Annotated in this window: 22 protein-coding genes and 1 pseudogene; 18 read left to right on the top strand and 5 right to left on the bottom strand. The window is 39.9% G+C overall.

Annotated features, from left to right (window positions below; translation table 11 throughout):
* Positions 1-175 precede the first annotated feature (175 nt).
* The 11 genes from J2Z48_RS14420 (at position 176) to J2Z48_RS14370 (ending at position 8,556) form a co-directional block, all read left to right on the top strand.
* Positions 176-1,201, top strand: a complete 1,026-nt coding sequence (locus J2Z48_RS14420) for a DUF932 domain-containing protein (protein ID WP_307254662.1) — start codon at positions 176-178, stop codon at positions 1,199-1,201.
* 151 nt (positions 1,202-1,352) lie between these two features.
* Positions 1,353-2,714 (top strand): rRNA adenine N-6-methyltransferase family protein, encoded by a 1,362-nt coding sequence (locus J2Z48_RS14415; RefSeq protein ID WP_307254660.1) that lies wholly within the window; start codon positions 1,353-1,355, stop codon positions 2,712-2,714.
* A gap of 153 nt (positions 2,715-2,867) precedes the next feature.
* Positions 2,868-2,990 (top strand): hypothetical protein, encoded by a 123-nt coding sequence (locus J2Z48_RS14410; protein WP_307254658.1) that lies wholly within the window; start codon positions 2,868-2,870, stop codon positions 2,988-2,990.
* A gap of 13 nt (positions 2,991-3,003) precedes the next feature.
* The gene (locus tag J2Z48_RS14405; RefSeq protein ID WP_307254656.1) at positions 3,004-3,351 is read left to right on the top strand and encodes a hypothetical protein; all 348 of its coding nucleotides are present in this window, start codon (positions 3,004-3,006) and stop codon (positions 3,349-3,351) included.
* Entirely contained in the window at positions 3,338-3,670 is a 333-nt protein-coding gene (locus J2Z48_RS14400; protein WP_307254654.1) for a hypothetical protein, read from the top strand. The genes J2Z48_RS14405 and J2Z48_RS14400 overlap by 14 nt, the downstream gene beginning before the upstream one ends.
* Positions 3,671-3,784: 114 nt before the next feature.
* Entirely contained in the window at positions 3,785-3,946 is a 162-nt protein-coding gene (locus J2Z48_RS14395; protein ID WP_307254652.1) for a hypothetical protein, read from the top strand.
* A 260-nt stretch (positions 3,947-4,206) separates the two neighbouring features.
* The gene (locus J2Z48_RS14390; RefSeq protein WP_307254731.1) at positions 4,207-4,776 is read left to right on the top strand and encodes an NUMOD4 domain-containing protein; all 570 of its coding nucleotides are present in this window, start codon (positions 4,207-4,209) and stop codon (positions 4,774-4,776) included.
* Entirely contained in the window at positions 4,763-5,251 is a 489-nt protein-coding gene (locus tag J2Z48_RS14385; RefSeq protein WP_307254650.1) for a hypothetical protein, read from the top strand. The genes J2Z48_RS14390 and J2Z48_RS14385 overlap by 14 nt, the downstream gene beginning before the upstream one ends.
* Positions 5,226-5,792 (top strand): hypothetical protein, encoded by a 567-nt coding sequence (locus J2Z48_RS14380; RefSeq protein WP_307254648.1) that lies wholly within the window; start codon positions 5,226-5,228, stop codon positions 5,790-5,792. The genes J2Z48_RS14385 and J2Z48_RS14380 overlap by 26 nt, the downstream gene beginning before the upstream one ends.
* An 18-nt stretch (positions 5,793-5,810) precedes the next feature.
* On the top strand, positions 5,811-7,229 hold the full coding sequence (locus tag J2Z48_RS14375; RefSeq protein ID WP_307254646.1) for a DNA cytosine methyltransferase: 1,419 nt from the start codon (positions 5,811-5,813) through the stop codon (positions 7,227-7,229).
* A 184-nt stretch (positions 7,230-7,413) separates the two neighbouring features.
* Positions 7,414-8,556, top strand: a complete 1,143-nt coding sequence (locus J2Z48_RS14370) for a hypothetical protein (protein WP_307254644.1) — start codon at positions 7,414-7,416, stop codon at positions 8,554-8,556.
* A 57-nt stretch (positions 8,557-8,613) separates the two neighbouring features.
* On the opposite strand, the gene J2Z48_RS14365 is transcribed toward J2Z48_RS14370, so the two are convergent.
* The 3 genes from J2Z48_RS14365 to J2Z48_RS14355 form a co-directional block, all read right to left on the bottom strand.
* Positions 8,614-9,510 (bottom strand): coiled-coil domain-containing protein, encoded by an 897-nt coding sequence (locus tag J2Z48_RS14365; RefSeq protein WP_307254642.1) that lies wholly within the window; start codon positions 9,508-9,510, stop codon positions 8,614-8,616.
* A 260-nt stretch (positions 9,511-9,770) separates the two neighbouring features.
* Entirely contained in the window at positions 9,771-10,292 is a 522-nt protein-coding gene (locus J2Z48_RS14360; protein ID WP_307254640.1) for a hypothetical protein, read from the bottom strand.
* Between the two features lie 63 nt (positions 10,293-10,355).
* Entirely contained in the window at positions 10,356-11,774 is a 1,419-nt protein-coding gene (locus J2Z48_RS14355) for a hypothetical protein (RefSeq protein WP_307254639.1), read from the bottom strand.
* A 708-nt stretch (positions 11,775-12,482) separates the two neighbouring features.
* On the opposite strand from J2Z48_RS14355, the gene J2Z48_RS14350 reads away from it, so the two are divergent.
* A complete protein-coding gene (locus J2Z48_RS14350; protein WP_307254637.1) occupies positions 12,483-13,190 on the top strand; it encodes a hypothetical protein in 708 nt (235 codons plus the stop codon).
* 267 nt (positions 13,191-13,457) lie between these two features.
* Here J2Z48_RS14350 and J2Z48_RS14345 read toward each other — a convergent pair whose 3' ends face one another.
* The gene (locus tag J2Z48_RS14345) at positions 13,458-14,045 is read right to left on the bottom strand and encodes a hypothetical protein (protein ID WP_307254634.1); all 588 of its coding nucleotides are present in this window, start codon (positions 14,043-14,045) and stop codon (positions 13,458-13,460) included.
* Between the two features lie 264 nt (positions 14,046-14,309).
* Between J2Z48_RS14345 and J2Z48_RS14340 the strand changes: the two genes are divergently transcribed.
* Complete coding sequence (locus J2Z48_RS14340; RefSeq protein WP_307254633.1) at positions 14,310-15,458, top strand: hypothetical protein; 1,149 nt, start codon at positions 14,310-14,312, stop codon at positions 15,456-15,458.
* A gap of 53 nt (positions 15,459-15,511) precedes the next feature.
* Here J2Z48_RS14340 and J2Z48_RS14335 read toward each other — a convergent pair whose 3' ends face one another.
* Positions 15,512-15,829: a hypothetical protein gene (locus J2Z48_RS14335; protein ID WP_307254632.1), complete on the bottom strand. Its 318-nt coding sequence runs from the start codon at positions 15,827-15,829 to the stop codon at positions 15,512-15,514.
* A gap of 307 nt (positions 15,830-16,136) precedes the next feature.
* Here J2Z48_RS14335 and mobQ point away from each other — a divergent pair, with 307 nt between their 5' ends.
* The 5 genes and pseudogenes from mobQ to J2Z48_RS14310 form a co-directional block, all read left to right on the top strand.
* Complete coding sequence (gene mobQ / locus J2Z48_RS14330; protein WP_307254631.1) at positions 16,137-18,149, top strand: MobQ family relaxase; 2,013 nt, start codon at positions 16,137-16,139, stop codon at positions 18,147-18,149.
* A 43-nt stretch (positions 18,150-18,192) separates the two neighbouring features.
* A complete protein-coding gene (locus tag J2Z48_RS14325; protein WP_307254630.1) occupies positions 18,193-20,409 on the top strand; it encodes a VirD4-like conjugal transfer protein, CD1115 family in 2,217 nt (738 codons plus the stop codon).
* 58 nt (positions 20,410-20,467) lie between these two features.
* Complete coding sequence (locus J2Z48_RS14320) at positions 20,468-20,608, top strand: hypothetical protein (protein ID WP_307254629.1); 141 nt, start codon at positions 20,468-20,470, stop codon at positions 20,606-20,608.
* A complete protein-coding gene (locus J2Z48_RS14315; RefSeq protein ID WP_307254627.1) occupies positions 20,605-21,792 on the top strand; it encodes a type IV secretory system conjugative DNA transfer family protein in 1,188 nt (395 codons plus the stop codon). Before J2Z48_RS14320 ends, J2Z48_RS14315 begins: the two co-directional genes overlap by 4 nt.
* 34 nt (positions 21,793-21,826) lie before the next feature.
* Positions 21,827-22,899 (top strand): annotated as a pseudogene (locus J2Z48_RS14310) (hypothetical protein); the annotation flags it as partial.

Below are 22,899 nucleotides of genomic sequence, written 5' to 3'. Positions count from 1 at the left end.
AGAGGGTAATTAGTCAACTTAAAAACGATATTTCTTTTATTACTATAGATATTTCTTTTCCTTTATATAAGTAGGTTATTTATTTCTGAATAGCATAACATTAATTAAAGAGTTGATATTTTACCCTCTATAGTGTAGAATAAGGGTATAGACAACAGAGGAGATGATTTTAATCATGAATACTCAACTACAAGTAAAGAACAACACAAATGAACTTCATCACATTTTAACTAGGTTAGAAAACGAGTCAACTAGAAAAGAAGATTTAATTATTCCAGCAAGGAATCTCATGTTTCATGAAGATGGTTTTATATATGATAGATCCAGCAATAAGATTGACGGATATGTTTTAAATGAATGGGCGACTGGACAATTTGCTCAAAAGACAAACATACCATCTAAATACTTTAGACAGTGTCCACCAGAACTGAAAGCGGTTAATGCGAATCACTGGATCAAGGAGCTTTCTTCTGATGAAGATTGGATGCTCAGAACGATGAGGTCTAGGGATGGATCGCCTGGAGTCGTCAGAGGCATCATGAGTGATAAATATGTACCGTTTGATGATATAGAGATTTTAAACATTTTGGATGATGTGTTAGCCAAGTTTAATAAGGATTACGAAATCGAGATGTGGAACAGAGGGGATACGGGCTGTCATCTACGAGTTACGTTTCCCGATCTCACTACAAGCGTAGGAAAGCTAACAAATGGAGCACCTGATATTCATAGAGTTGGCTTTCATATGATGAACTCAGAGGTAGGGAAAAGCTCGATTAGGATTACTCCAATGGTGTACAGGATGATTTGTACTAATGGTTTGATGGGTTGGGATACGAACGGTGATGTATTCCAGCAACGTCATATTTATTTAAATCATGATGAAATCAGTAATAGAGTAACTGGAGCAATCGGAAAAGCTTTAAAATTGGGTGACAATATGATTAACGATTTATTGAAAGCAAAGGAAACCGAGATCGAAAATCCATATGATGTTATTGATCAAATAGCAAAAGATAACAAATATAGTCAAAAGCTTACGGGAATCATTCATGAATCATTCGATAGAGAACGGGGAAACACGGCATTCCATGTGGTTCAGGCTCTTACCTTAGCATCGCAGACCCTCAATGCAGACTCTCGCACGGAGATGGAAAGAAAAGCCAGTCAAGTTCTAAATAAACTAGTTGTGGGGCTGTGATTATAGACCCTAAGATCACCTATTCTGAATAGGTGATCTTTTATATTATATGGCATAATCTTTATTTATGGTTGACATATTACCCTCTTTAGTGTAGAATAAGAATATAGAAACAAACAATATAAAGATGTTACAGAAGAGGTGTTGTAAGTTGACAAGTACAAAGCAAACACAAAAACTTAGGAATTTAGCCGAAAGCCTGAATGAAAAGATACAGCATCTACGCTCACCGGATCGCATGACAAATACACATAGAAGATTGACTATAGCTGCTGGCATGTTAGTAGAAGCAGATCGTTTTGAACGTCTAAAGAAGGTCACACTGTCAATTGCGGAATCTATTGAAGATGGAACAGCAATCTACTTGAAAAAGATCAAAAACCGAACTCAAGTAGAAACCTTGATTAGAGAGGGGAATAGGATCAAACGTTTGATGGATCAAAAAAAGAGTTCATATTACTACAGTGAGCAACACAATAGCTATAGGGACACGGAAGAAAGAGAATTGATGATGGAAGAAATTATGACATATACAAAAATGCCTAGTTTTGAGTGCTGTTCTTATATCCTAAGGGACTTCTTGGGCGATTTGGATAAGGTGTTAGGGAGTAATAATAGCAGAGAAGATTATGATAAAGTCATGTCCTACTATGTAGGATTAAGCAACCAGGACTATATTGACTTGTTACCAGTGCGGAGCCAGATGGCAAGATTGCTTTCTCTAGGGAAGAAACATAGAGAGTCTAAATATGTATCTGAACGGATCCACGGCTTTCTCATGGAAAGGAAGCGTTTAGAGTCGTTGGGGATACAAACGGATGAGGATTATAGAAATGTATTAATCGAGTTTATGGCCCATGTGAACGGTACTCAAAAGAGCGTTGAACAAAGGCGAATAGATCAAATCAAGATGAAAGAAAAGGAAGTAGCCCAAACTAAAATACCTAGTTATTTTCCAACTCCAAAAACGATCGTGAATCAAATGATAGAAGAAGCGGATATTGAGCCTTCTATGAGGGTTCTGGAGCCGTCTGCTGGATCTGGTCATATTGCTGACGATTTACTTGAGACGGGTGCAGAGATTGATGTCATTGAAATCAACTATAGACTGCGTGACCTTCTAGAACAGAAGGGACATAGACTAGTTGGACAAGACTTCCTCCAGTTCCAAGAGAAGAACATATATGATCGGATCATCATGAACCCCCCTTTTGAAAGTGGATTAGATGTGCAACATATCAGACACGCATATAAACTTTTGAAGCAAGGCGGAAAAATAGTTGCTCTATCAAGCGAAGGACCTTTTTTCCGACAAGATAACATATCAAGAGAGTTCAGGGAATTCTTAGAACAAAATGAAGGGTATTCGGTCCCCTTACCCCCTAACACATTTAGAGCGTCTGATAGGCCAACCGGGGTTAACTCTCGTCTACTAGTTATTGAAAAGCCACAAAGCGAAATAGATTGCGAGTATATGTCTAATTATTCTAAAGATTACTCTAAAGGTGCTTAAAAATGGAAGGCAGTTTCTAACCCATGAATACCATGACTTTAAAGCCTGGCTTTTTAATTTAGGAGCCAGGTTCATATACTACAATTTATTTTATAATATAGTTGACTTATTACCCTTTATAATGTAGAATTAAGATATAAGGAGGTTGAAAACATGGTTATTAAAGTAGCTAGTGAATGGTTGATGATGAGCGATGAAGAAAAGATGGAGAGATTAAAAGATTGTGCCGAACGCACTCAACAAAAGAACGCCCGTCGGATCAAGAGTGTCGCTTAGGAGGTTGTTAATTATGGCAGTGAAGATGATATATCGTGAGATTTCAATTGAATGTGAATCCTATGAAATGAAGTATGTCGTAGGAGCAAAAATGAATGACTTGGAAGACTGGGCAAGATGGGAACCTGTAGAGTATGCAACCTGTCCGTGTTGTAAATCAGAGAATTTAGATGAACTGAATGGTACCGTTCCATACTACCAAGCAAGGCGACTTGGAAAAAGGGCATATGTGCATTCGAAAGAATCAGCAGAATGGAATAATTTCCTTGATTTTTGCTACGAAGTTGCATGGTTAACCAACGATGCTCTTGATAAATTGATCGAGACCATTGAGAAGGAGAGCCTACATGAAAATATGTGAGGAGTGTCAGACGAATAAGGCCACGCATTCCAAAGAAGTCAGCGAGTCAGGTTTACGGCGGAAGGCCCTTGTCTGTTGGAGCTGTCTAAAGCCTTATCATGATTACACGGGCCAGACGATCAGATGTCTAGCAGATGGAAGGAAAGTCAATCCAGCTATATGCCAGATCTGTCGTCGTCATGCTCCGAAAGATTACAAATGGCAAGAAGAAGTTAGATCAGATGGTGGGATTGATTTTCGGTGTAAGAATTGTGGGAACTTAATTGGATCATGTATTCTGGGCCCACTAGCCAATGATGGAATGGGGGAAATGATGTGAACGATAGGAAATGTTCATCTTGCGGAACAGATCTGTATCAGATCTATTGGAGTGTATGGGTGTGTCCCTATCGCTTTTGTGAATTGAATACTGCACGGGAAGCGAGGAAAAGAGATGAGGAACGTCGTTCAACTAGATTTTGAGACAGCCGATAAAATAAAAGAGTTTCTGTGTGCGGCCGAAGCCACTCCAGAAACCCTCGAAGATTGGATATCCCAAAATAGTGATCTGGTTTGCCCACCAGATCACCCTTCTATACTACCACAGGATGAGTAAGAGAATATATGATCAACACCCAAGCTATGGTCGTTTTTTCAATTTTTTGCTAAATAATTGCTTTTTTTCATAAAAAACCGTCGGTGGGGAGGTCCCCTATGCGTATTGGGTCCCCTCGACTTACTTTTTGTAAGTTTTAATATCTATGAGAATTCAACTTACCTCCTCTGCCTACACTACCTTTCAAATGGAAGAATCTCCTGTAAATCAGGGGAGGTTGAGTTAAGAGAGAGGGGGCCTTCATCTTGATAGAATTTTCAATGAGTCTAGTAAAAAATATGAGAGAAATTTGGAGAGATATTCCTCAATATGAAGATCTATACCAGGTCAGTAGTTGGGGAGATATCATGAGAAAAAAACGAGTGGGAACAGATCGTTATGGCAATCGTCGAGCTTTTCCGGAGATGTTTCTCAAACCAAACCCCATACGCAAAAATGGTACAGAGTACATCACTCTACATAAAAACGGAAAAGGAAAAAGGCATTATGTGAATCGGCTTGTTGCGTTTAGTTTTTTTCCAGAGGCTATTCAAGATCCAGATCGCCCCGTGAGACATGTTGATGGTGATCGAAGTAACAATCGTATTGATAATTTATCTTTTTATCTCCATCATCAAGATTTCATCTGGAGTCCGATCAAGGAACGAAGGCTACGAGAGGAATTGACAGAGGATTCCTTCCCCTTGTCTTCTAGTGATATTGAGTTCATCCGGTGGGCCTATCGTCCTCGATCTAGGGAATTCGGAATCCCTTCTCTTTCTAAGATGCTGGACGTAGATTCCAAGATCATCAAGCAAGTATTGGAGCGTGAAGTGATTGAACTACGGTAGTCAGTCCAAGGCAATGCATGAATACCTCCAAGACGAAAAGGAAGCCGATGAGTACTTAGATAATTTCGAAAGTGTTGAGATCAGTAGACCGAAGCAAGAGACAGAACCGCCACTTGTTTATGATCGTGAAGAGGCGTTATGCCGCTGCCGAGAACGTATAGGCAGAGTTCGTCGAGGAACAAAGAATCTTTGTACGGAGTGCTTCATAAAGCAAAACATCTATGAGCAAGAAATCAAACGGGCCGTCAAATCCGGCGAGTCAATTGGATATCTGTATTTAAAAAATGGAAAAGTAATCCCTTTTATTTGGGATCCCAAGGTTAACTATATGAAGCTTGTTGAGCGTTTTAGAAAACGAGGAGTATGCATGAAAGTGAAAGGCATACAGGAACAAGATAAGTACTATCCAGCCGATCTTATTATTAAGGTGGAGGAGTCCGAAAGAGAATATGAAGTGGCTTATGATGATGATTGAGCGATTCCCATTGATTGAAAGAGGATTACAAAAGTGGGTTGCGTCAGAAGATGAGGAAGAAGACCAGGAGCCGCCGCCTATTCCATTCTATGAGGAGTGGAGTGATGGATCCACGCACAAATTACGGATTAATCATCACGTATATTTGATTCACAATCATGACAGTGAGTATTGCTGTCGGTGTCCAAACAAATATACAAAGGTCATAAATCTACGGGGATTCTGCGATGTATGCGCTCGTCGTCGGTCGGTTTTGATTGAAGAGGCGCAACGAGCGCAACGAATGGAATGGTATCCCTTGGGCTTTTTTCTATCTAAAAAGTACAAACCTCAGCTATTTGTTTGGAAAAATGGAGTCCACTATGATCAAATTTATTCTCGAACCAGAAAAAAAGGTCAGGCCATGAAGCTGATCAATGAACGTGGTAGGCTGATTTCTCTTTCTTCAAAAGAGATGATTGGACTAGAAAAGCCAAGGGATTTTTGGGCATATCTAGACAGTGGAATTGTGGATAGCATCGAGGATGATGATCGGTGGTAAATAGGAGGAGCACATAAAATGACCACAACATATAAAGCGCTGCACCTCTTTTGCGGAATCGGAGGCGGAGCTCTTGGTTTCCAGGAAGCTAGGGAGGAATATAGGGGAGTCGTTGGGCGGATCGAAACCATTGTGGGCATTGATAATGATCCAGAAGCATGTGAGGATTTTGAGATAATCACAGGTGCGCCAAGTGTTCAAATGGATTTGTTTTCAAAAGGCCAGTATGTAGATTTTCATGGAGAGGAACCGGGAACCGACTGGAATGAGGTAAAACCGTCCGATCTACTGGATGCAACAGACGGTGTGTACCCCGATATCGTATTTACCTCGGCCCCGTGCAAGTCTTTTTCGGGACTGCTTGGTAAAGACAGAGCTAAAACCCGAAAATATCGAGCTTTATCAAAGCTGACGATTAGGGGGATTAAGCTAACCTTAGAAGCATTTGAGGATGATTTACCTAGCTTGATCTTATTTGAAAATGTGCCTCGAATTACGACTCGTGGGAAAGATCTGTTGGATAAGATCAAAAAACTATTAAAAAGACATGGCTATGAGGTATCCGATGGCTTTCATGATTGTGGTAGTATTGGAGGATTAGCACAGACTAGGAAACGTTATCTATTGATTGCACGTAATGCGAGAAAAGTAGATAGTTTTGTGTACCATCCCCCTTCAAAGCCAATGAAAGCTGTGGGAGATGTATTAGAAAGCCTGCCAATTCCCGATGGTGTAGCCGGTGGTAAGATGCACAAAGTTCCAAGACTTCAATTGAAAACTTGGATAAGACTGGCCCTCATCCGCCCCGGTAAGGATTGGCGAGATTTAGAGAGTGTGGATTATGAAAAATATGGGCTTGTCCCACTATCTACAGGGTTCAAGTCTGGTACACATGGAACTATCTACAAAGTTTCGAGATGGAATGAGCCTGCTAATACGGTTACTGGATCATTCCGACCAAACAATGGGGCAATTTGTATCAATGACCCAAGGTTAGGATGTCGACCAAGGTCTGGAACATATGGTGTTCTGGCATGGGACCAAGTGGCTAGTACGGTGACAGGATCAGCTGACGTTCACGCATCAACTTGTGCAGTGGCTGATCCAAGGATTCCCCGGTTAAACGAGAGTGGGAACTGGATCATCTTGAGTGAGGATGGGAATTGGCACAGACCCCTCACAACCTTGGAGCTTGCGGCACTACAGGGATTCCCTACTAGTATCAATGGGAGACCATTAGAGCTTTCGGGAAAAAGTGAGCAGCGCTGGCGAGAAAGAATCGGGAATGCGGTACCGCCAGCTGCTGCTAGGGCGATAGCAGAAACAATGTTGAGGACGCTGTTGGCAACTAGACAGACAGATTGGCTGATGTCTAGTGAGGAGATATGGGTACAACCGATAAAAGACGAACTAGAGGCAACTAGAGCCACTGGTTGAGTGGTATCTACTATATGTACAGGGATTGAAGGATGAGTTTAATATGTTTATTAACAGAAGAGGTAGGAGGGGCTGTCATCCCTCTACCTCTTCCTTCTCTATGGTGGATTATAGTATATTGTTATTAAAGTCCACGTATTTTTGATCGATCCAAAAAATGATAAATACAAAGGAAGAACCTTAGATGATAGATGATAAAGTAACAGGAAGAATAAAAGGAAGAAATATATACGACTCGCAGCTTACATTTGAACCGTTCCGTCTTTGGTTTGAATGGCAAAAACAACATCCTCTCAATAGGATAAATAAGCAAGATATAATAAGGGAAAGCGGATTTTTACTCGAGTCGCAATTGACTTTTGAGCCGTTTCGTAGTTGGTTGAAAAGTTGTAATTTGACTATGACGGATATTCAACAGGAAGTGGGATTTTCGTGGACAACGTTAGAGAAGATTGGATCGGACGATTTTCCGTTTAAATCTGATACGATTGATAAATTATATCTCTTTGCAAAAGGAAGAGGATCTAACCTCAATTTGAGTCAGATAGTACGAAAAAAAACACCAGAAGAAATAGCTGCCACTTCTTATCGACTAGGTAATGAAGATAAAATCACCAAAATAGGTAAAAATCCGATCGAAAAGATTTGGAATGATGTATTTCCGATTAGAACAGATATCTTAGAAAAATTGATGATCATGTTCGATTTGGAGTTAGACCAAGTCGTTCAATTTAGAGATCAGTTAGACAGAAAAATGCTTTTAGAATCTTTTGGTCCGCCACCACCTAAACCAATTAATGTTACTAGGAAAATAGGTTCCGAGTTGACTTTTGAGCCGTTTCGTAAGTGGTCAATGGATCAATATCCAAATGAAAATGAGCAAGAAATCCAAGCATTACAAAGGCTTGATATGGAAAGTGAAATTGGTCCTGTAACTCAACTGACTTTCGAACCATTTCGTACTTGGATGGAAGACTGTGGAGTGACTAAGAAAGATCTTCTGGAGAAAGCATCGCTTTCCTGGACGACGATCCATAAGATTCGAGATGATAACTTTCCTATTAGATCGGATGTAATAGAGAAGTTATTACTATATGCAGAAAGCTTAGGATTTAAGTTGAAGTTAAGTCAGGTGATTCGAAAGAAAATGCCAGAGGAAATGGATAACAGCCTTGAAAGTGGAGAAATCAAAGGCTCTTCTGAAAAGGTAGTGGAACAAATCTGGACTGATACTTTTCCTATCCAAACCAGTGTTTTTGAAAAGATTATGGCGTTATATGACTTGGAGTTGGATCAAGTCATTTGTCGGAAACCAAAAAACAAATAAAGAGGTAAGCGACGAGCTGCGAAAAAAACTCTCCAGGTGTCGCTTACCTTCTTTTGTTTATTTTTCTTTACCTCTATGTTCTAATTCCATAACACGATAGGACAGGACTGATTTTTCTTCTTTGAGTTGGGCAATTTCGTTGCGTAGATGATCAATATCACTTGATGCCTTTTGTTCTGCTTCAAGTTTGGCTCCTTCTGTAGCCAAACGGCATCTCTCTTGAGAGAGTTCCTTTTCTGCCTCGAATTGGCGTGTAATATCAGAAATCTCTCTATCTTTCTCCAATTGTAAGGCCTGTAGATCTTGGTTTAATTGGATGATATGAAGCTTTGCTTGCTCCAGTTCTTCTTCAAGCTGATCAGCTTGAAGAGCTTTCTTTTCTAGGGAATCTGCTTTTTCCTTGGCACGATTGGCTTCTTGTTCCTGGAGTTGGGCTAATCGTTCCATTCGATCCAGTTGTTGTTGAGTTTCAGCAACTGTTTTTCCGGTTGTAGCTATTGTATCCTCAACCGTTTTTTCGGCTAATTCGATTTGTTCCATAGCTTCGGTTCGTACTCTATCTATCTCCAATTTTGTTTCTTCTAGCACCTGATCTCTACTTTCTATAGCTTCTTGAGAGCGGAGCTTTGCATCTTTCAGTTGCTCTTTGAGAAGTTCCAACTCCACTTGATGCATCTGGTCTTTATCGAGAAGTTCTTCTGCACTAGAAATATAAATCTCCTCTAGCCGTTTCAAATGATGTTTAACCGTAGAGAGATTTTTAATCTTAGAGAGTGCATCCTTTCTTTGTGCTTCTTTATGGGCATTCACTAGGACTTCAAGCGTACCTGCATGAGTTCCCCCTTCTGTTACATGGAGATTATCAAAATATGTTTTATCCTTCTCGTAAACTTTCGTTGAATGTGGAACAACCTTTGTTCCGTTATCAATATCATTGTTTTGGTTTTTATCCATTATAGACCCTCCAATTTCGTAAAGTATACTTTAGAATACTGGTATACTTTAGTATACTCCTTTATTTTCAAGGGGTTTTCTATAGTATAAAGTATACCCATTGATATTACTAGAGTATACCATAGTATTCTAGTATTCTTTTTAATTTGGGTGTCAATGTTTAGCTTTCTTTTTTCTCACCCAATGTAAAAACAGAAAAACGCTAATGGTTAGGAGATCATAAAATGTCTCTACCTTAGCGTTTCCCATTCATCTGTTTCCTATGGAGATGGTTGATTAAAGGAATTCTTTAAATCGGTTAGTCCGCTAGATTTCAAAGCGGACATTCGTTTAGCTTTAGCTCTAGGTGGCTTCTTTGCGGCCTCTTGTTGCATAGGTAATGAAGGGGGTGGCGAAGGAGCTGTCGCCTCTCCCTCTACTGCTATTAACTTAGTAGTAGCTTCTTCATTGCCTTTAATCGCATGATTGATAGGGAATTGAAGTGGGCTATCTAATGAGATTGAAGTTTTGATGATGTTAGCAATCAGGTTCATTAGTGGCTCATTGTCTTCAATTTGCCCTATTTCTTCTTGTGTTACTCCCGGAGGAAGCGGAAGATAGATTCCTTTCTTTTGATTTACTCCCGTTTGTTTCATAGAAGAAATCAGATGATCTAATAACGCCCCGGTCCCTCCCTGTGCTTTAGTATCGTTGATGAGGGACATAATAAATGTGGGTGTGTCTTTTTTTGTTCGGATAGTGATGACATCACCAGGGCTGTATTGCTTCGTCTCTCCTGACACGTTTCCACCCTCCTTGGAAGCGAAAAACCCCATTACGGGGGCTTTTCTTGTATTAAACTTTTCCTAATCCTCTTCCATCTCTTCTGGGAGTAGCAAATTATTTTCTGCTCGATATGTAGCCCCCAAGATATCTCCGGCCTCAACAAGACCCCAGTAACTGGTATGACGATCTGTAAAGTAGATAGGGAACGCTTTTTCGAGTTCATTATTGATCTTGGTTAATTCTTCTTGTACCAAAACAGCAGTTCCGCCACTTAGAGTATAGGCGACCACTTCTGGACTGTGAATTAAACGGTCTCGAATAATCGGGAATAACCGGAATTCGCAGAACTTGGTCAATTCCTTTTCCACAATTGGAGTTACATCGTGGGGCTCTCCATACCAACTAATAAAGTATTTACCTACTTCTTGTTGGGGCAGTTTCTTGCTAAACTCATTTTTTAGATGTTGCATACTTTTTTGTAAAAGGTTTTCTTGCTTTTTGTTTACAAATAAGTAGTTCTCATCTAGATCAGCTATTGATTTCTTTGTAATCCCAAGACCAGCAAGAATCATGTCGTTGACCTCTGATAAATTACTGAATTTAAAGCGCCGAAACTTCTCGCTGGTTTCAATCTCTTTTCTAATGATTTTCAGCAATTCATTGACTCCAATGTCTCTTCCCTCTGATTTGTCCGGATCACAATAACTGCCACGCATATAGGCTTCATCTAATGTTCCGCCACCTAAATCACCAATGACATGAATATTATTCACATAATGATTATCTGTCTCTGATCCGTCCATGTTGAATTTCAATCTAACATGATTCCCTAATCCTTCTGGATTCAGTTCCACATGGTCTAGAAACATGATTTCTACTATCTTGTCGGAATGGGACGAAACAGTATTGAAGAACTGTACCCTGTGAACTCCGGTAGTGAATTTTTTAATGAATGACTCACGCTTTGCTATGTCTTTAAATTCACGCATAGGAAGAAATGTACTTAGGAATGCTTTCACTTCGTATTTCTGATACTTTCTTTCTGTGCCTGTAGCGTCTTTCTGTTTTACTTCTCCACTATGATAAGCAGCGCCATGTTCAAGAGCATCCGCTGCAATACTTGCTAGTAAAATGACAGTATGATTGTCATCCTTGTACTTGTTGCCGTATGGTTGAGGATCGTGTGTTGAATCAAACCCATACGCAGCTTTTCCAATAGCAATGCCTTTTCCGGCCAACTTTTTATCGATTGCAGGTGAATACACCTGAACTTTCAACCAGTCCCATATACTCCCTGTTGGAGAAGAAAGACCATCGTCTCCAATGGGTTTGTCGTATGTAGCTATCAAACTTGGAAGATCACGATAACGATCCCCTTCAAAAATGAATTTGCTAGTGTTGAAACCCAAGTCAGCTGTTACAGGCAAAAATGGAATTCGTAGGGAATCAACATTCATTGCTTTGAAGTTGGAATCTTCTTTAAATATAGATTTAAACATGTTTCAAATCCCCTTAGCTTCGATTTTCCTTACTAAAATTCATTGTATACAAAAATGTTTACAAATGCAATATATTTGTATACAAAAATGTAAACGTAGATAAAACCTAGATATTTTAGAGATTTGATAAGTTAAGAAAAAGATAAGTGGAAACGAAGAACCGAATTCGAAACCGTCTACATCCATTGCAAATAAAAGGGGAAAAATAGCTCGTTTCCGCTTTGAGAAATGACTAAGAAACGACCTATAGTAATTAAGTCAACAAGTACCACTCATGCGAAATAACTAAGAAATGAATAGTGGAATTATGGAATTGAAGCAGTTAAGCGAGTGGAAATGGAGAAATGAATTCGAAACTGGTCTATATCCCTTGAAAACAAAGGGTAAAATGAAGATTGTACGACTCAGGCGAAATTACTAAGAAACGAACGGTGGAATTCTGGAAAAGAAGCAGAAAACTGGGTGGAATCAGAGAACCGAGTTCGAAACTGCCTATACCCCTTTAGAAAAAAGGGGGAAATAAAAATTGTATCACTCAGACGAAATGACCAAGAAACGAACGGGGTGGAATTCTGGAAAAGAAGCAGAAAACCGGGTGGAATCAGAGAACCGAGTTCGAAACAATCTATAACTCTACAAAGGAGAATTGACTTCGAATTGAGAATTATATCAATAGTCGATGTGATGAAAAAGGAGGAGGTTTTTTGCTTGGAGAGTGAATGGTTGAATTCGACAAAGGTGACAATGCGATGTGGAGTGACTTCTCGAACTCTTACTAATTACATATCATGGCATGGTATCTATATTAAGCATAAGAGGGAGGGCACAGGCAACAATCGGATCTATGTGCATGAATCAGCAATCTTTGTTTTGGAAATTATCAAAAACATGTATTCTTCCAGTGATGGCAATAGATGTACTAGAGAACAAGTTCAAAATTATTTGTCCGAAAATCATGAGATGTTCCTGACTTTACCAGATGAAAGAAAAGGTACACTTGTGACACTTGCTCAATCAATGCAAGGACTTCGGACCTATTTAGATACCGCCTTTATGGATGTAAACAGTAGAATAGACAATTCCCAAGAAAGACAAGAGCGCTTTTATAGACAAGAGATCGAGCTTTTGAAAGAACATCAAAATCAAGAGATTGAGTCCTATAAGCAACAGTCACAACAAGAGATTGAGTCCTATAAGCAACAGTCGCAACAAGAGATTCAGTCTCTGCAACAACAGTTCAGTGAGGTACAAGCGCAACTAGCAGCTGCACTAAATACTCAAAATACAAACCAAGAGTTGATCAGCAAGCAACTTTCTAGGGTTGAGAAATACGGAGTTAAGAGAAGGAAGCAAAGGCGGCAATTTCCCTTGTTTTGGAGATATGTTGATGAAGAAACTGATGAGGATGGTGGTTAATCAATGGAAATGTGAATTTCAACAGTTAGTAAGGGGAGTTTCCTTATTTGGAGAAGGGGGTGAAAGGGGAAATTTTGAGATGTATTTACTCAAAAATTCTCCTGGAGCCTCGCAATAGCGATCAAGGCAAGGCGGTTTCCCTTGGCGCAGACCCTTTCCAAAGTAGAATCAGCCAAAAAAGCTCATGCCTCACCTTCCCTCTAATGGGAAGGGGTGCCAAGCGGCGAGCGATAGTCCCCCCATGATTGGGGGCAGGGGGTTGATTTTTTATTGGAGGTCAGAAAACATTTCCAAATATCTCTCAATATAGATTTCTATCATTCCTGATAGAGAAAGTGGCGAATCATTCAATTCTTTGTTGAGGAAAAATGGAAGTTTTGTTGTGCACTGTTCTCTGGCTGGAGGAGGATCTTCTACTTCGTTTTTTTTCATCAAAATCTCTTGAAAGAAAATATCTAAGTCGAAATTTGCTTGTATTTTCTCAATATGTAAAATATCAATGAGTAGTAGATGTATAGTCAGATTATACTTTTTGATATATTGGTACATACGTGACTTTAACGATTTACTTAGATGGGGTGAAAGTGATACTGGAGTGAGGTCTTCCTTTGATAAGAGTTGACCATCACTTTTTTTTTTTGATTTTTCGTAAAGTAGCTCAAGGTGATATGAAAGAATCCATCCAATGAATTGATTTCTGTTCTTTCCTGCTTTTTCATCTATTTTTCGGAGGTCTTCTACTACTTTAAGAACCTCTGTAGAAATCATATAGGGTGTATTTCCTTTCCTAAAAGGCTTATCTCTCATGATGTTAACCATTTCTAGTAGTTCCTCTGGAGATAGTTTTTTTTTCATTAATGCATCGTATAAGATAAAGGAAACAATCTTGGCTTTTGATGTACCTAGTTGCTGTGAAAATCGTACCAGAACGGCATAGGCATCTTCTGTTAGCCTAAAAGAAACAAGTGTGGTGGTGGCCATTGAATGGATTCTCCTTTATTTTATTTTAAGTTGTGACATGTTTATCCAACTTCAAATATTACGATATCTGGGGATTGAATCCCTTTACACCTCAAAGTATTATGTAATTACATTATAAATATATAAAGAGAAAGAGAGATGAGAAATATAATGTCGAAAATAGGTCAACAGCTAGGACAAGGTATTTCAGGAGTGATAGATGAGCTTGCAAAAGCATTTTATCAACGTGGCGAGAAGGCTATTCAGAATGAAAAGGATTTGATACAACTTCATAATCAAGCACTTGATGCTCTTGAAAAACAACTAGCAAAGGAATTGGAAGGTCATAGCTTAGTGCCAGCGGATCCGCAAGTAGAAGTATCACCAACAGTACCAAAAGAAAAAGAGCCAGATAAAGTAGTAGAAGTAGGAGCAGAAAATACCTCACTTCATAGTAATGGAGAGTCTACACATACGCAAGCTGTTGCAGAAATGAAAGATGGTTTGGAGCGAGATTTCCATCACCAAAACCTTTCGTTTGAGAGAGAGGGAGAGGTCTTTAGCTTTAAGAAAATCCAAGAAGGGAACATTGTCTTTTCGAACCCGGAGCAAACAAAAGATGTGGTAATTGAGCCAAAGGATCTTAATGTTGGCTTAGAAATGCGTGGTCGATTGGAGGCATTACAGTATTATCGTTCTCTCAGCCCGGACGATGTCCTTAAAACGCTAAAAGAAGTTCAAAAAGTTGCAAAACGGGAAGGGAGACCTGTAGAGGAAGTGTACCGGGAGAGATTACAGATAAAAATAGAGCGATCGGTCACACTCTCTAGAGGGTCGCTATTGAAACAAGCTGAGATCACTTCCGAGGATATCAAAGAGATCAAGATGGAATTGAGAGAGGCAGAAAACGAGATCAATAAGAATTTTGCAAAGCTAGAGAAAGGCAGATCGAATGGTGAGGTTAATCCAGAGGAGTATAAGCAGCTGAAAGCTAACCTAGAGGGTCGTAAAGGGATCGTAAAGGATCGATTGATGCAGATAGAGGGTGCAGAGAAGAAGCTGGAAGCACAAGTAAAGACGGATCTAAAAGCTCAATATCCCAGTATGGACATGAAGAAGCTATCTCTAGCGGAAGCGGTTAGTATTGGACTAGCTGCCGAGACTGTAACAGAAAAAGGAATCGATAAACTAAGAGACTTTGCGTCAAATAATAAGATGGATGATCTATTACAAGCCTTGGAAAAATCAACAAAGGAAGTTGAAATTGTAGTAGAAGAAACGATAGATAGAGAAGTTTTCTCACGATAAAAAATAGAGATTCCTGGCACTTGAATGCTGTCAGGGATCTCTATTTTTTTTGATCATTCATCGGAAGAGGGGAGATTTAATGATTCATCATTTTTGACAACTGGACCATATTTATATCCTACTTTGAGGGCATCATCTTTCGTTTTTACCCCTAACGATTTCATCAGGATTGCTCCCACTTCAATTTTAAGTTTAGTCTCTTGCTTTCTTTTTTCTTCGGAAATTAAATGCTGTGTTTTTTTAACCTGCTTCTTAGCAGTAACAACTTTTTTTTTCGCATCATCAAGTTCTTTAAAGTTATCCTCTAGCTGTTTTTCTAGTTGTTGAATTTTGCTTGGTTTTTGTTTCTTTTCCTCGACACGTTCATCCATATTTTTCGTCCCCCAAGTAACCGAAGTCCAGTATCCTTAAGATGATAATAGAAAAAAATAACTTCAAGGTCAAGCTAAGTGACAAAGAAGAGTTTTCGGGGTATAATTTCCCTGTAGAACTTCGACAGGGCGCACTTATACATTGCTATGCAATGTCGTGCGAACCGATCTCTGGATCGGTGGTTTCTAAAATATCCATTTTCGCTATTCGCTACATGCCATTTTAGAAATTTGTTTTTCCCACAGGGGTTAGCATGATCGTGTAAAGTTTGCAGATTCGAATTTGAAAATATGGGAGGTGTGAAAGTTGGCTATCTATCATTTATCAATGCAAATAGTGTCTAGAGGAAAAGGACAAAATGCAGTCGCTATGGCTGCATATCGTTCAGGTGAGAAGCTATTAGATGAGGACTCTGGAGAGGTGAAAAACTACCAACGACTCACACCTCCCGAAGCCTTTATCCTTGCTCCAAAACATGCTCCTATTTGGGCGTATGATAGAGAGCAACTTTGGAATGAAGTTGAACGGGTTGAGAAGAGAGTAGACTCACAACTCGCTAGAGAAATGAACATTGCTCTACCTAGAGAACTGACTAATGAAGAACAAAGAATTCTTGTTGAAGAGTTTGTCACGGATACGTTTGTTTCGCAAGGAATGATCGCTGATGTAGCGATCCATCGGGACGATCTTAATAACCCTCATTTTCATGTGATGCTTACGATGCGAGATGTTTCTGAAAGTGGGTTTGGTCTGAAAAATCGGAGTTGGAATCCGCAATTCGCCAATAGAGGAAAATCACATTCCTTCAATGGCAGAGGTTTTGTAAAAGATTCAGACTCACTAGTTGATGTTCGTGGACAATGGGCGATCTATGCGAATCGTGCTTTGGGACTTGCTGGCCATGTAGCAACACGCATTGACCATAGAAGCTATTCGAAGCAAGGACTGGATCTAGTCCCGACTAAGCACATAGGCTCATCCGATCATTTGATGGAGAAAAAGGCTTTAGAGGAATCATCTATGTCAGGGGAAAAATATCGTCCTGTGACGAAGTACGGCCGCATAAATGCCGGGATTCAGAAGCTTAATCGGAAGATAGCGAAAGAGATTCAGCAAGGCGAAGCAACTATCATTTCCTTGGAGAAAAAGATCGAGGAGCGCAAGTCTAATATCCGCTATCAACTAGAGAGATCCGGAACGTGGGACCAGCTCAATGATGTAGAAAAGACATCAGTCGTCTTCATTCAAAAACGAATGAAAACAACTAATGTTGATTTAGGTGTGGCAATAGAATGCCGTTCATCCGTTGAGCGTTGGGGGAAAGTGCTTAATAAGACAGAAGCTGAATTGAAGCAAGAGATATCTCAGCTAAAATCAGCAAGAGAACTATACAAGCAGTACCAAGCTGGAGAGGACACTGTTGATCAGCTGGCCAAACTTGGCTTTACAACAGGCGATTTCAAAGAAGAGTTTAAGCAACGTGCAATGGCAGCTAAACAAGGAAAAGAAAAGATAGAAAAGCAAAAAGGTTATATCCAAGAAGGGCTTGAGAAGACAAATATAGCCATTAAAATGCTGGAGGACATGACTTTAGACGAAGCAAAAGTGATCTATTCGCATGATGCTCATGCTCGTCTAAGTGACTATAAGCCACTAGAGGTCCACTTACTGGTGAATGAGTATCGCCGAACCGGGGTGATAGTGCCTGTAGATCAGATAGAGTCTTTCTTGAAAGATAGGACAGAATCGGAAAAAGCCTCGCCTGTTCCAGTTTTGGAACAGTATCAAAAATTGCTCAAGGACAACCGCTTCTTAGTCAACTGGATCAGAAAATTAAATCGTCATGAACAGGAGTTAGCTTCAATCAAAGTGAGTGATCCCAAGGAATTTGCAAGAGGTATGAGTGAGATCACGAAAGAGCGTGGTGTTATTGTAGAACGGATGAAGAAGCTCAAAACGACACTTTCTGTTGTGGAGAAAGCAATGATCGAAGAGATTAGAAAACAGTACCCTGGTGAGACTTGGGCGGATTCGATTGAACCTAAGACCGCTCATCAACTATTGACCCTGAACGAACAAGAGGGACGTGTTGTATCTCCACAAGAGATTTTGGATCGAACCTCAAATGATTCATCTTCTAAGGACTCATCATATCAACCAATGACGATCACATCTGATGTACTAGTCAATGAGTTGTCGCAAGGGATCCGTACTCTCATGTCAGATACCAGACATGGAAAGTCAGAGTTGGATCGAGCTGCGGAAGAACAGAAACGTAGATCGGAAAGAAGAGGCAAGGGGTACGGGCGTGGTCGCTAGACCAGAGGAGTAAAGATGATTTGAAGAAGGAGCTGAATGGAGAATGCTAACTCGTTTGAAAGAAACAAAAAAGCAGGTAGTAGGAGCTTCCCTGATCGGGTTAATATTCCTAGCTGTATTTGAATGGGTTATAGGAACGATCATTGTTTGGGTTCCTCGTATCAATGAAATTGAGTCGATTGATAACGTTTTGTTGGAGATGAAACATCCCATTGATATCATCCAATCAGCATTGAAAGAACCTGTGTTTGTATCATTGCAGTACGTAACTCCTATCCTATATGTTCTCTGTGTAGTCAAACTCTATAAGGTGTTAACGGGTAAGGGGAAATATCGTACTGATGCCGCCTATGGTGCTTTTGGTACAGCTAGATTAGCCTACCCTAACGAAGTTTTTAACAATAGAGCTTTTGTCAAACGGACTTGGAATCAAACTCCACAGAAGAATTTAGAGAATAAACCCGGTTTAATATTTGGTCTAATAGATAACAAGCCAGTAATCCTTCACGAGAAAACGAAAATACCAAATCGGAATGTTTTTATTGTGGGTTCTCCTGGAGCAGGGAAGACACAGTCCTATATTTTGACAAATATCATTCATGAGAAGGAACGAAGTATAGTAGTCACGGACCCCAAAGGCGAAATCATGGAGGACACAGCCCGGCTAAAAATGGCCCAAGGTTATAAAGTAAAGGTTATCAACTTCAAAAACATGTTGTATTCAGACCGATATAATCCGTTGGACTATCTAGATAGGGAGATTCAGGCAGAACAAGTTGCTAATACTGTCGTAAAGAACTCTTCTGAAAGTCGAAATGGAGGAGATCCTTTTTGGATAAAAGCAGAAGTTGCATTACTAAAAACGCTTCTCTTATACGTGAAAAAGGAATGTCCAGAGGATGCAAATATGGCAAATGTAAGAAAAATCTTAACGACACATGGACAAACCAGAGAAGAAATGGATGCCTTTTTTGATGAATTGGCTGAAAATCATCCAGAAGGTGAAGACCATGCGGCCTACCAATCATACCTAGATGTTAAGATGGCCGAGGATAAAGTGAGAGGCAGTATTTTTGTTTCTCTAGCAATGACTCTATCTAAGTTTAATGGTCCTGATGTACGTAGTTTTATGAAGACCAGTGATTTTTTGCTTGATGACATTGGTAAAGAAAAAATGATTGTATATTGTATCTTGCCCGTGGCCGATTCAACATGGGAACCACTAATCAGTACATTTTTCTCACAATTGTTCCAACGTTTGTACGAAGTGGCAGATCTCAACTTTAACAAGCTTCCCGTCAAAGTAAATCTATTCCTAGATGAGTTTCCAAACTTAGGTAGAATACCAAACTATGAAGAAATACTTGCTACATGTCGGAGCTATGGTATTAGTGCGAGCACGATTGTCCAATCGTTAGGGCAATTGATTGATAAGTATAACAAGGAAAAAGCAGAGTCAATCATTGGGAACTGTTCGCTGCGCTATCTACTAGGGGTTGGAGATCACCTGACAGCCAACTATTTTTCGAAGCTGATTGGACAGACAACGGTTGAAACACGATCTACTTCTTCATCAAAGAGCAATCAGGGTGGAAGCGACTCTACTTCACAAAACTATAGTGGACGTAGCCTATTCACCGCAGATGAGCTGGAACGTATGGACGAAAAGGAAGGAATATTATTAGTTAGTGGAAAGTACCCTATGAAACTTAATAAGGCGTTTCAATTTGAATTTTTTCAAGGTATATTGACCGAGGATATGCAGGTTAGTCGCTTTGAATTTTTACGAGAACGTGATGGTTTACCGCTACAAGAAGATCAAAAGTTGACTTTAGAAGACATGATTGGTTTTGGGGAATCAGTTGAGCCGCTTTCATTGTTCGATCAAATCACTCAAAATATGGAAAAGGTTGACCGGATAATAGGAGATACAACAGATATTCAACAAGTACTATCGGCTGTAGATACTCTAGTTACGGATTTATCGAACATTTCAAGCGAAGATGATGATCAAAATGAGGAAATAGAGGAAGTAATGAGTCCAGAGCAACAGCAGCTGGACGAACACATGGATCAATTACAGAATCAGCTTTCCATTGCCCCCAAACAAGAAGAGGCGTTAGAAGCAGAGGATGATGGTGATGGAGAGGTTTTAGAGCTTGATCAAGATGAGGATGAAAAGTTTTATGACAGCGAAGATCTAGATAAGTACTTACTTGAATTGGAAGAAGATGAAGAAGAAACAAAAGTTAATATATAATTGAAACTCTTACGTTATTGATTTACAATGTATTTATATAAAGAGAGGTGTGTAATTTATGGACGAGACGGAATCAAACTCCTTTTGGAGTGTAAATGAATTCCCAGAGAATGAAATCATAATAGGTGATTTGGGGAATGGCCAGGAATCTAAGCTTTGTCCATTTCAGCTACTGGATCGGGGAGGAGACACCGGATGAGTACATATCAAAATTGGATTGATATGATTTATGCCTCTGATGATAGAGACAATAATAGTTTTTGGATTGTAAATGAAAAAATGTTGTTGTCAGAGGTGATGGATCATCTGTCAAAACGTGGAGAGATCGGTACCTTTGAAGATATGAAGGTTGCATTATACGAATGGAGTAAACCTGACAATATTGATCAACTACTGTTTTTTCCATCAGACGCTTTCAATGTGATGGATGATCGAGTTAAGAAAACGGTTTGGACAAATCTCTCCGTTACCTTGAGACTATTAGGCGATATAGCTCAAGTGGATCAAGATGACTTTGCAGATACGGGTGCATCAGGATTGATTTTAGGATGGGATGAAATAAGCTCTAGATTGATCACATTGGATGGGAATCATCAAGGGCATACATTAGTAAACGGCGGTCCGGGTTCTGGTAAGACGACTACATATGTGATTCCTAATATCGTATTTGAACAGAAGCGTTCCCTCATTGTTTTTGGTCATGGAGAAATATTTGATATAACCAAAGAAATCAAGGAAAAACAAGGCTATCAAGTCATCTCATTTGATTTTCATGATGGTTACCAATTTGAAAATCCTAATCAAGTGAAGGAAATCCTTGAAGAGATCTTTAGACAGTCAAGGAACGATAAGGTGTTCTATTACATCGGAATACCTATGAACAGAATAGAGAGCTCTTATCTCAAAGAGGCTATATCAAGTCTTCTTATGGAAGTTTTAAGCGAAGACGTACCCGTAAGAAGGAACTCTATTCATTTGATTTTTGATGAGAGTCCTTACTATATAGACTACAGTCAACTATCAGATATGTTGCCGTTATGTGCTTCGCATAAGATCCAAGTTAGCTTGGTGATTCAAAACCTTAGTCAATTGCATGTTAATCTATCAAAAGATAAAGTAGAAGCGCTACTTAGTAACTTGCAGAATCATGTTATTACTGGATTGGTGGGTACTCAGGAGGAGATTCAGTTGTATAAGAGTCTAATCGGGGTATATGTATATCAGAATAGCGAGGGTAAATGGATTGAGACTGATAAAAACCATCAATCTCTCTGTTATCTTCCTGTTGGCAAAAGCTTGTTTCTAAAGATGGGTAGTGAAATGATGGAAATCTCTCAGGTAGTTTACCAGGGAGGTGATAGTGGATTTTCAAAGAGATATTGAAAGTTATTTTAGAGACAAAGGGAGATGGAGTTTCTTGGAGAAAAATAATGAAATGATACGGTTTCAAGAAGAGTTTCGGAAGTCCTACAAAAAATTAGGAACCATATCTGTTGCAGCGGTGTCTTTGATTGCACTTGCTGGTTGTTCGGGTAGCAAGGATGCAGCTGGTGTTCCGAATCCAAACAAAGATCAGGAAAAAACAACTGTTGCTCAAACAACTCCAACTGATACGAATACCGAAACTGGAACTACACCCGTTACAACTGATGATAATAGTAAATTGAACGAGGATGATTTTCGGCAAATTGAAGATCGTGTAGACCACTCAAAATCGGATTCATCGAGCAAGGTAGCTATTGCATTAGGAAAGATGGAAACGGATGGAAACCACAGCAATCCAAGCAAAGATATCGAAGTAGCTCAAGTGCCTTCGAAAGCTAATACAGGCTCACAGGACGATATATTGGCATTTATTGGTGGTAGTGGTAGAGAAGGAGCTAACACAGGTAATGTTGAAGCAGGTTTTTTTGATCCTCAGCAACCAGTACCAGTTGAACCTAAACCTGTGACTCCAGTAGCAGCACCAATTAAGCCGGAACCAAAACCAGTACCAGTTGAACACAAACCACCTGTAACTCCAGAACCGCCAGTTAAGCAAGATCCAAAACCAGCGGTTGTAGTTACAAAGCCAGATCGTGAACCGATTGTGGTTATGAAACCAGATCCAGAATTACCATTCATTCCAATTACGAAGCCAGCAGACAAGCCGGAAGGCGATAAGCCAAAGGCAGATAAGCCAAAGGCAGACAAGCCGGAAGGCGATAAGCCAAAGGCAGACAAGCCGGAAGGCGATAAGCCAAAGGCAGACAAGCCAGAAGGCGATAAGCCAAAGGCAGACAAGCCAGAAGGCGATAAGCCAAAGGCAGACAAGCCGGAAGGCGATAAACCAAAGGCAGACAAGCCAGAAGGCGATAAGCCAAAGGCAGACAAGCCAGAAGGCGATAAGCCAAAGGCAGACAAGCCGGAAGGCGATAAACCAAAGGCAGACAAGCCAGAAGGCGATAAGCCAAAGGCAGACAAGCCAGAAGGCGATAAGCCAAAGGCAGA

This window comes from Croceifilum oryzae, assembly GCF_030814315.1.
Lineage (GTDB): Bacteria > Bacillota > Bacilli > Thermoactinomycetales > Thermoactinomycetaceae > Baia > Baia oryzae.
Note: the sequence above shows the minus strand (reverse complement) of the source record. Positions and strands in the feature narration are given on the sequence as shown.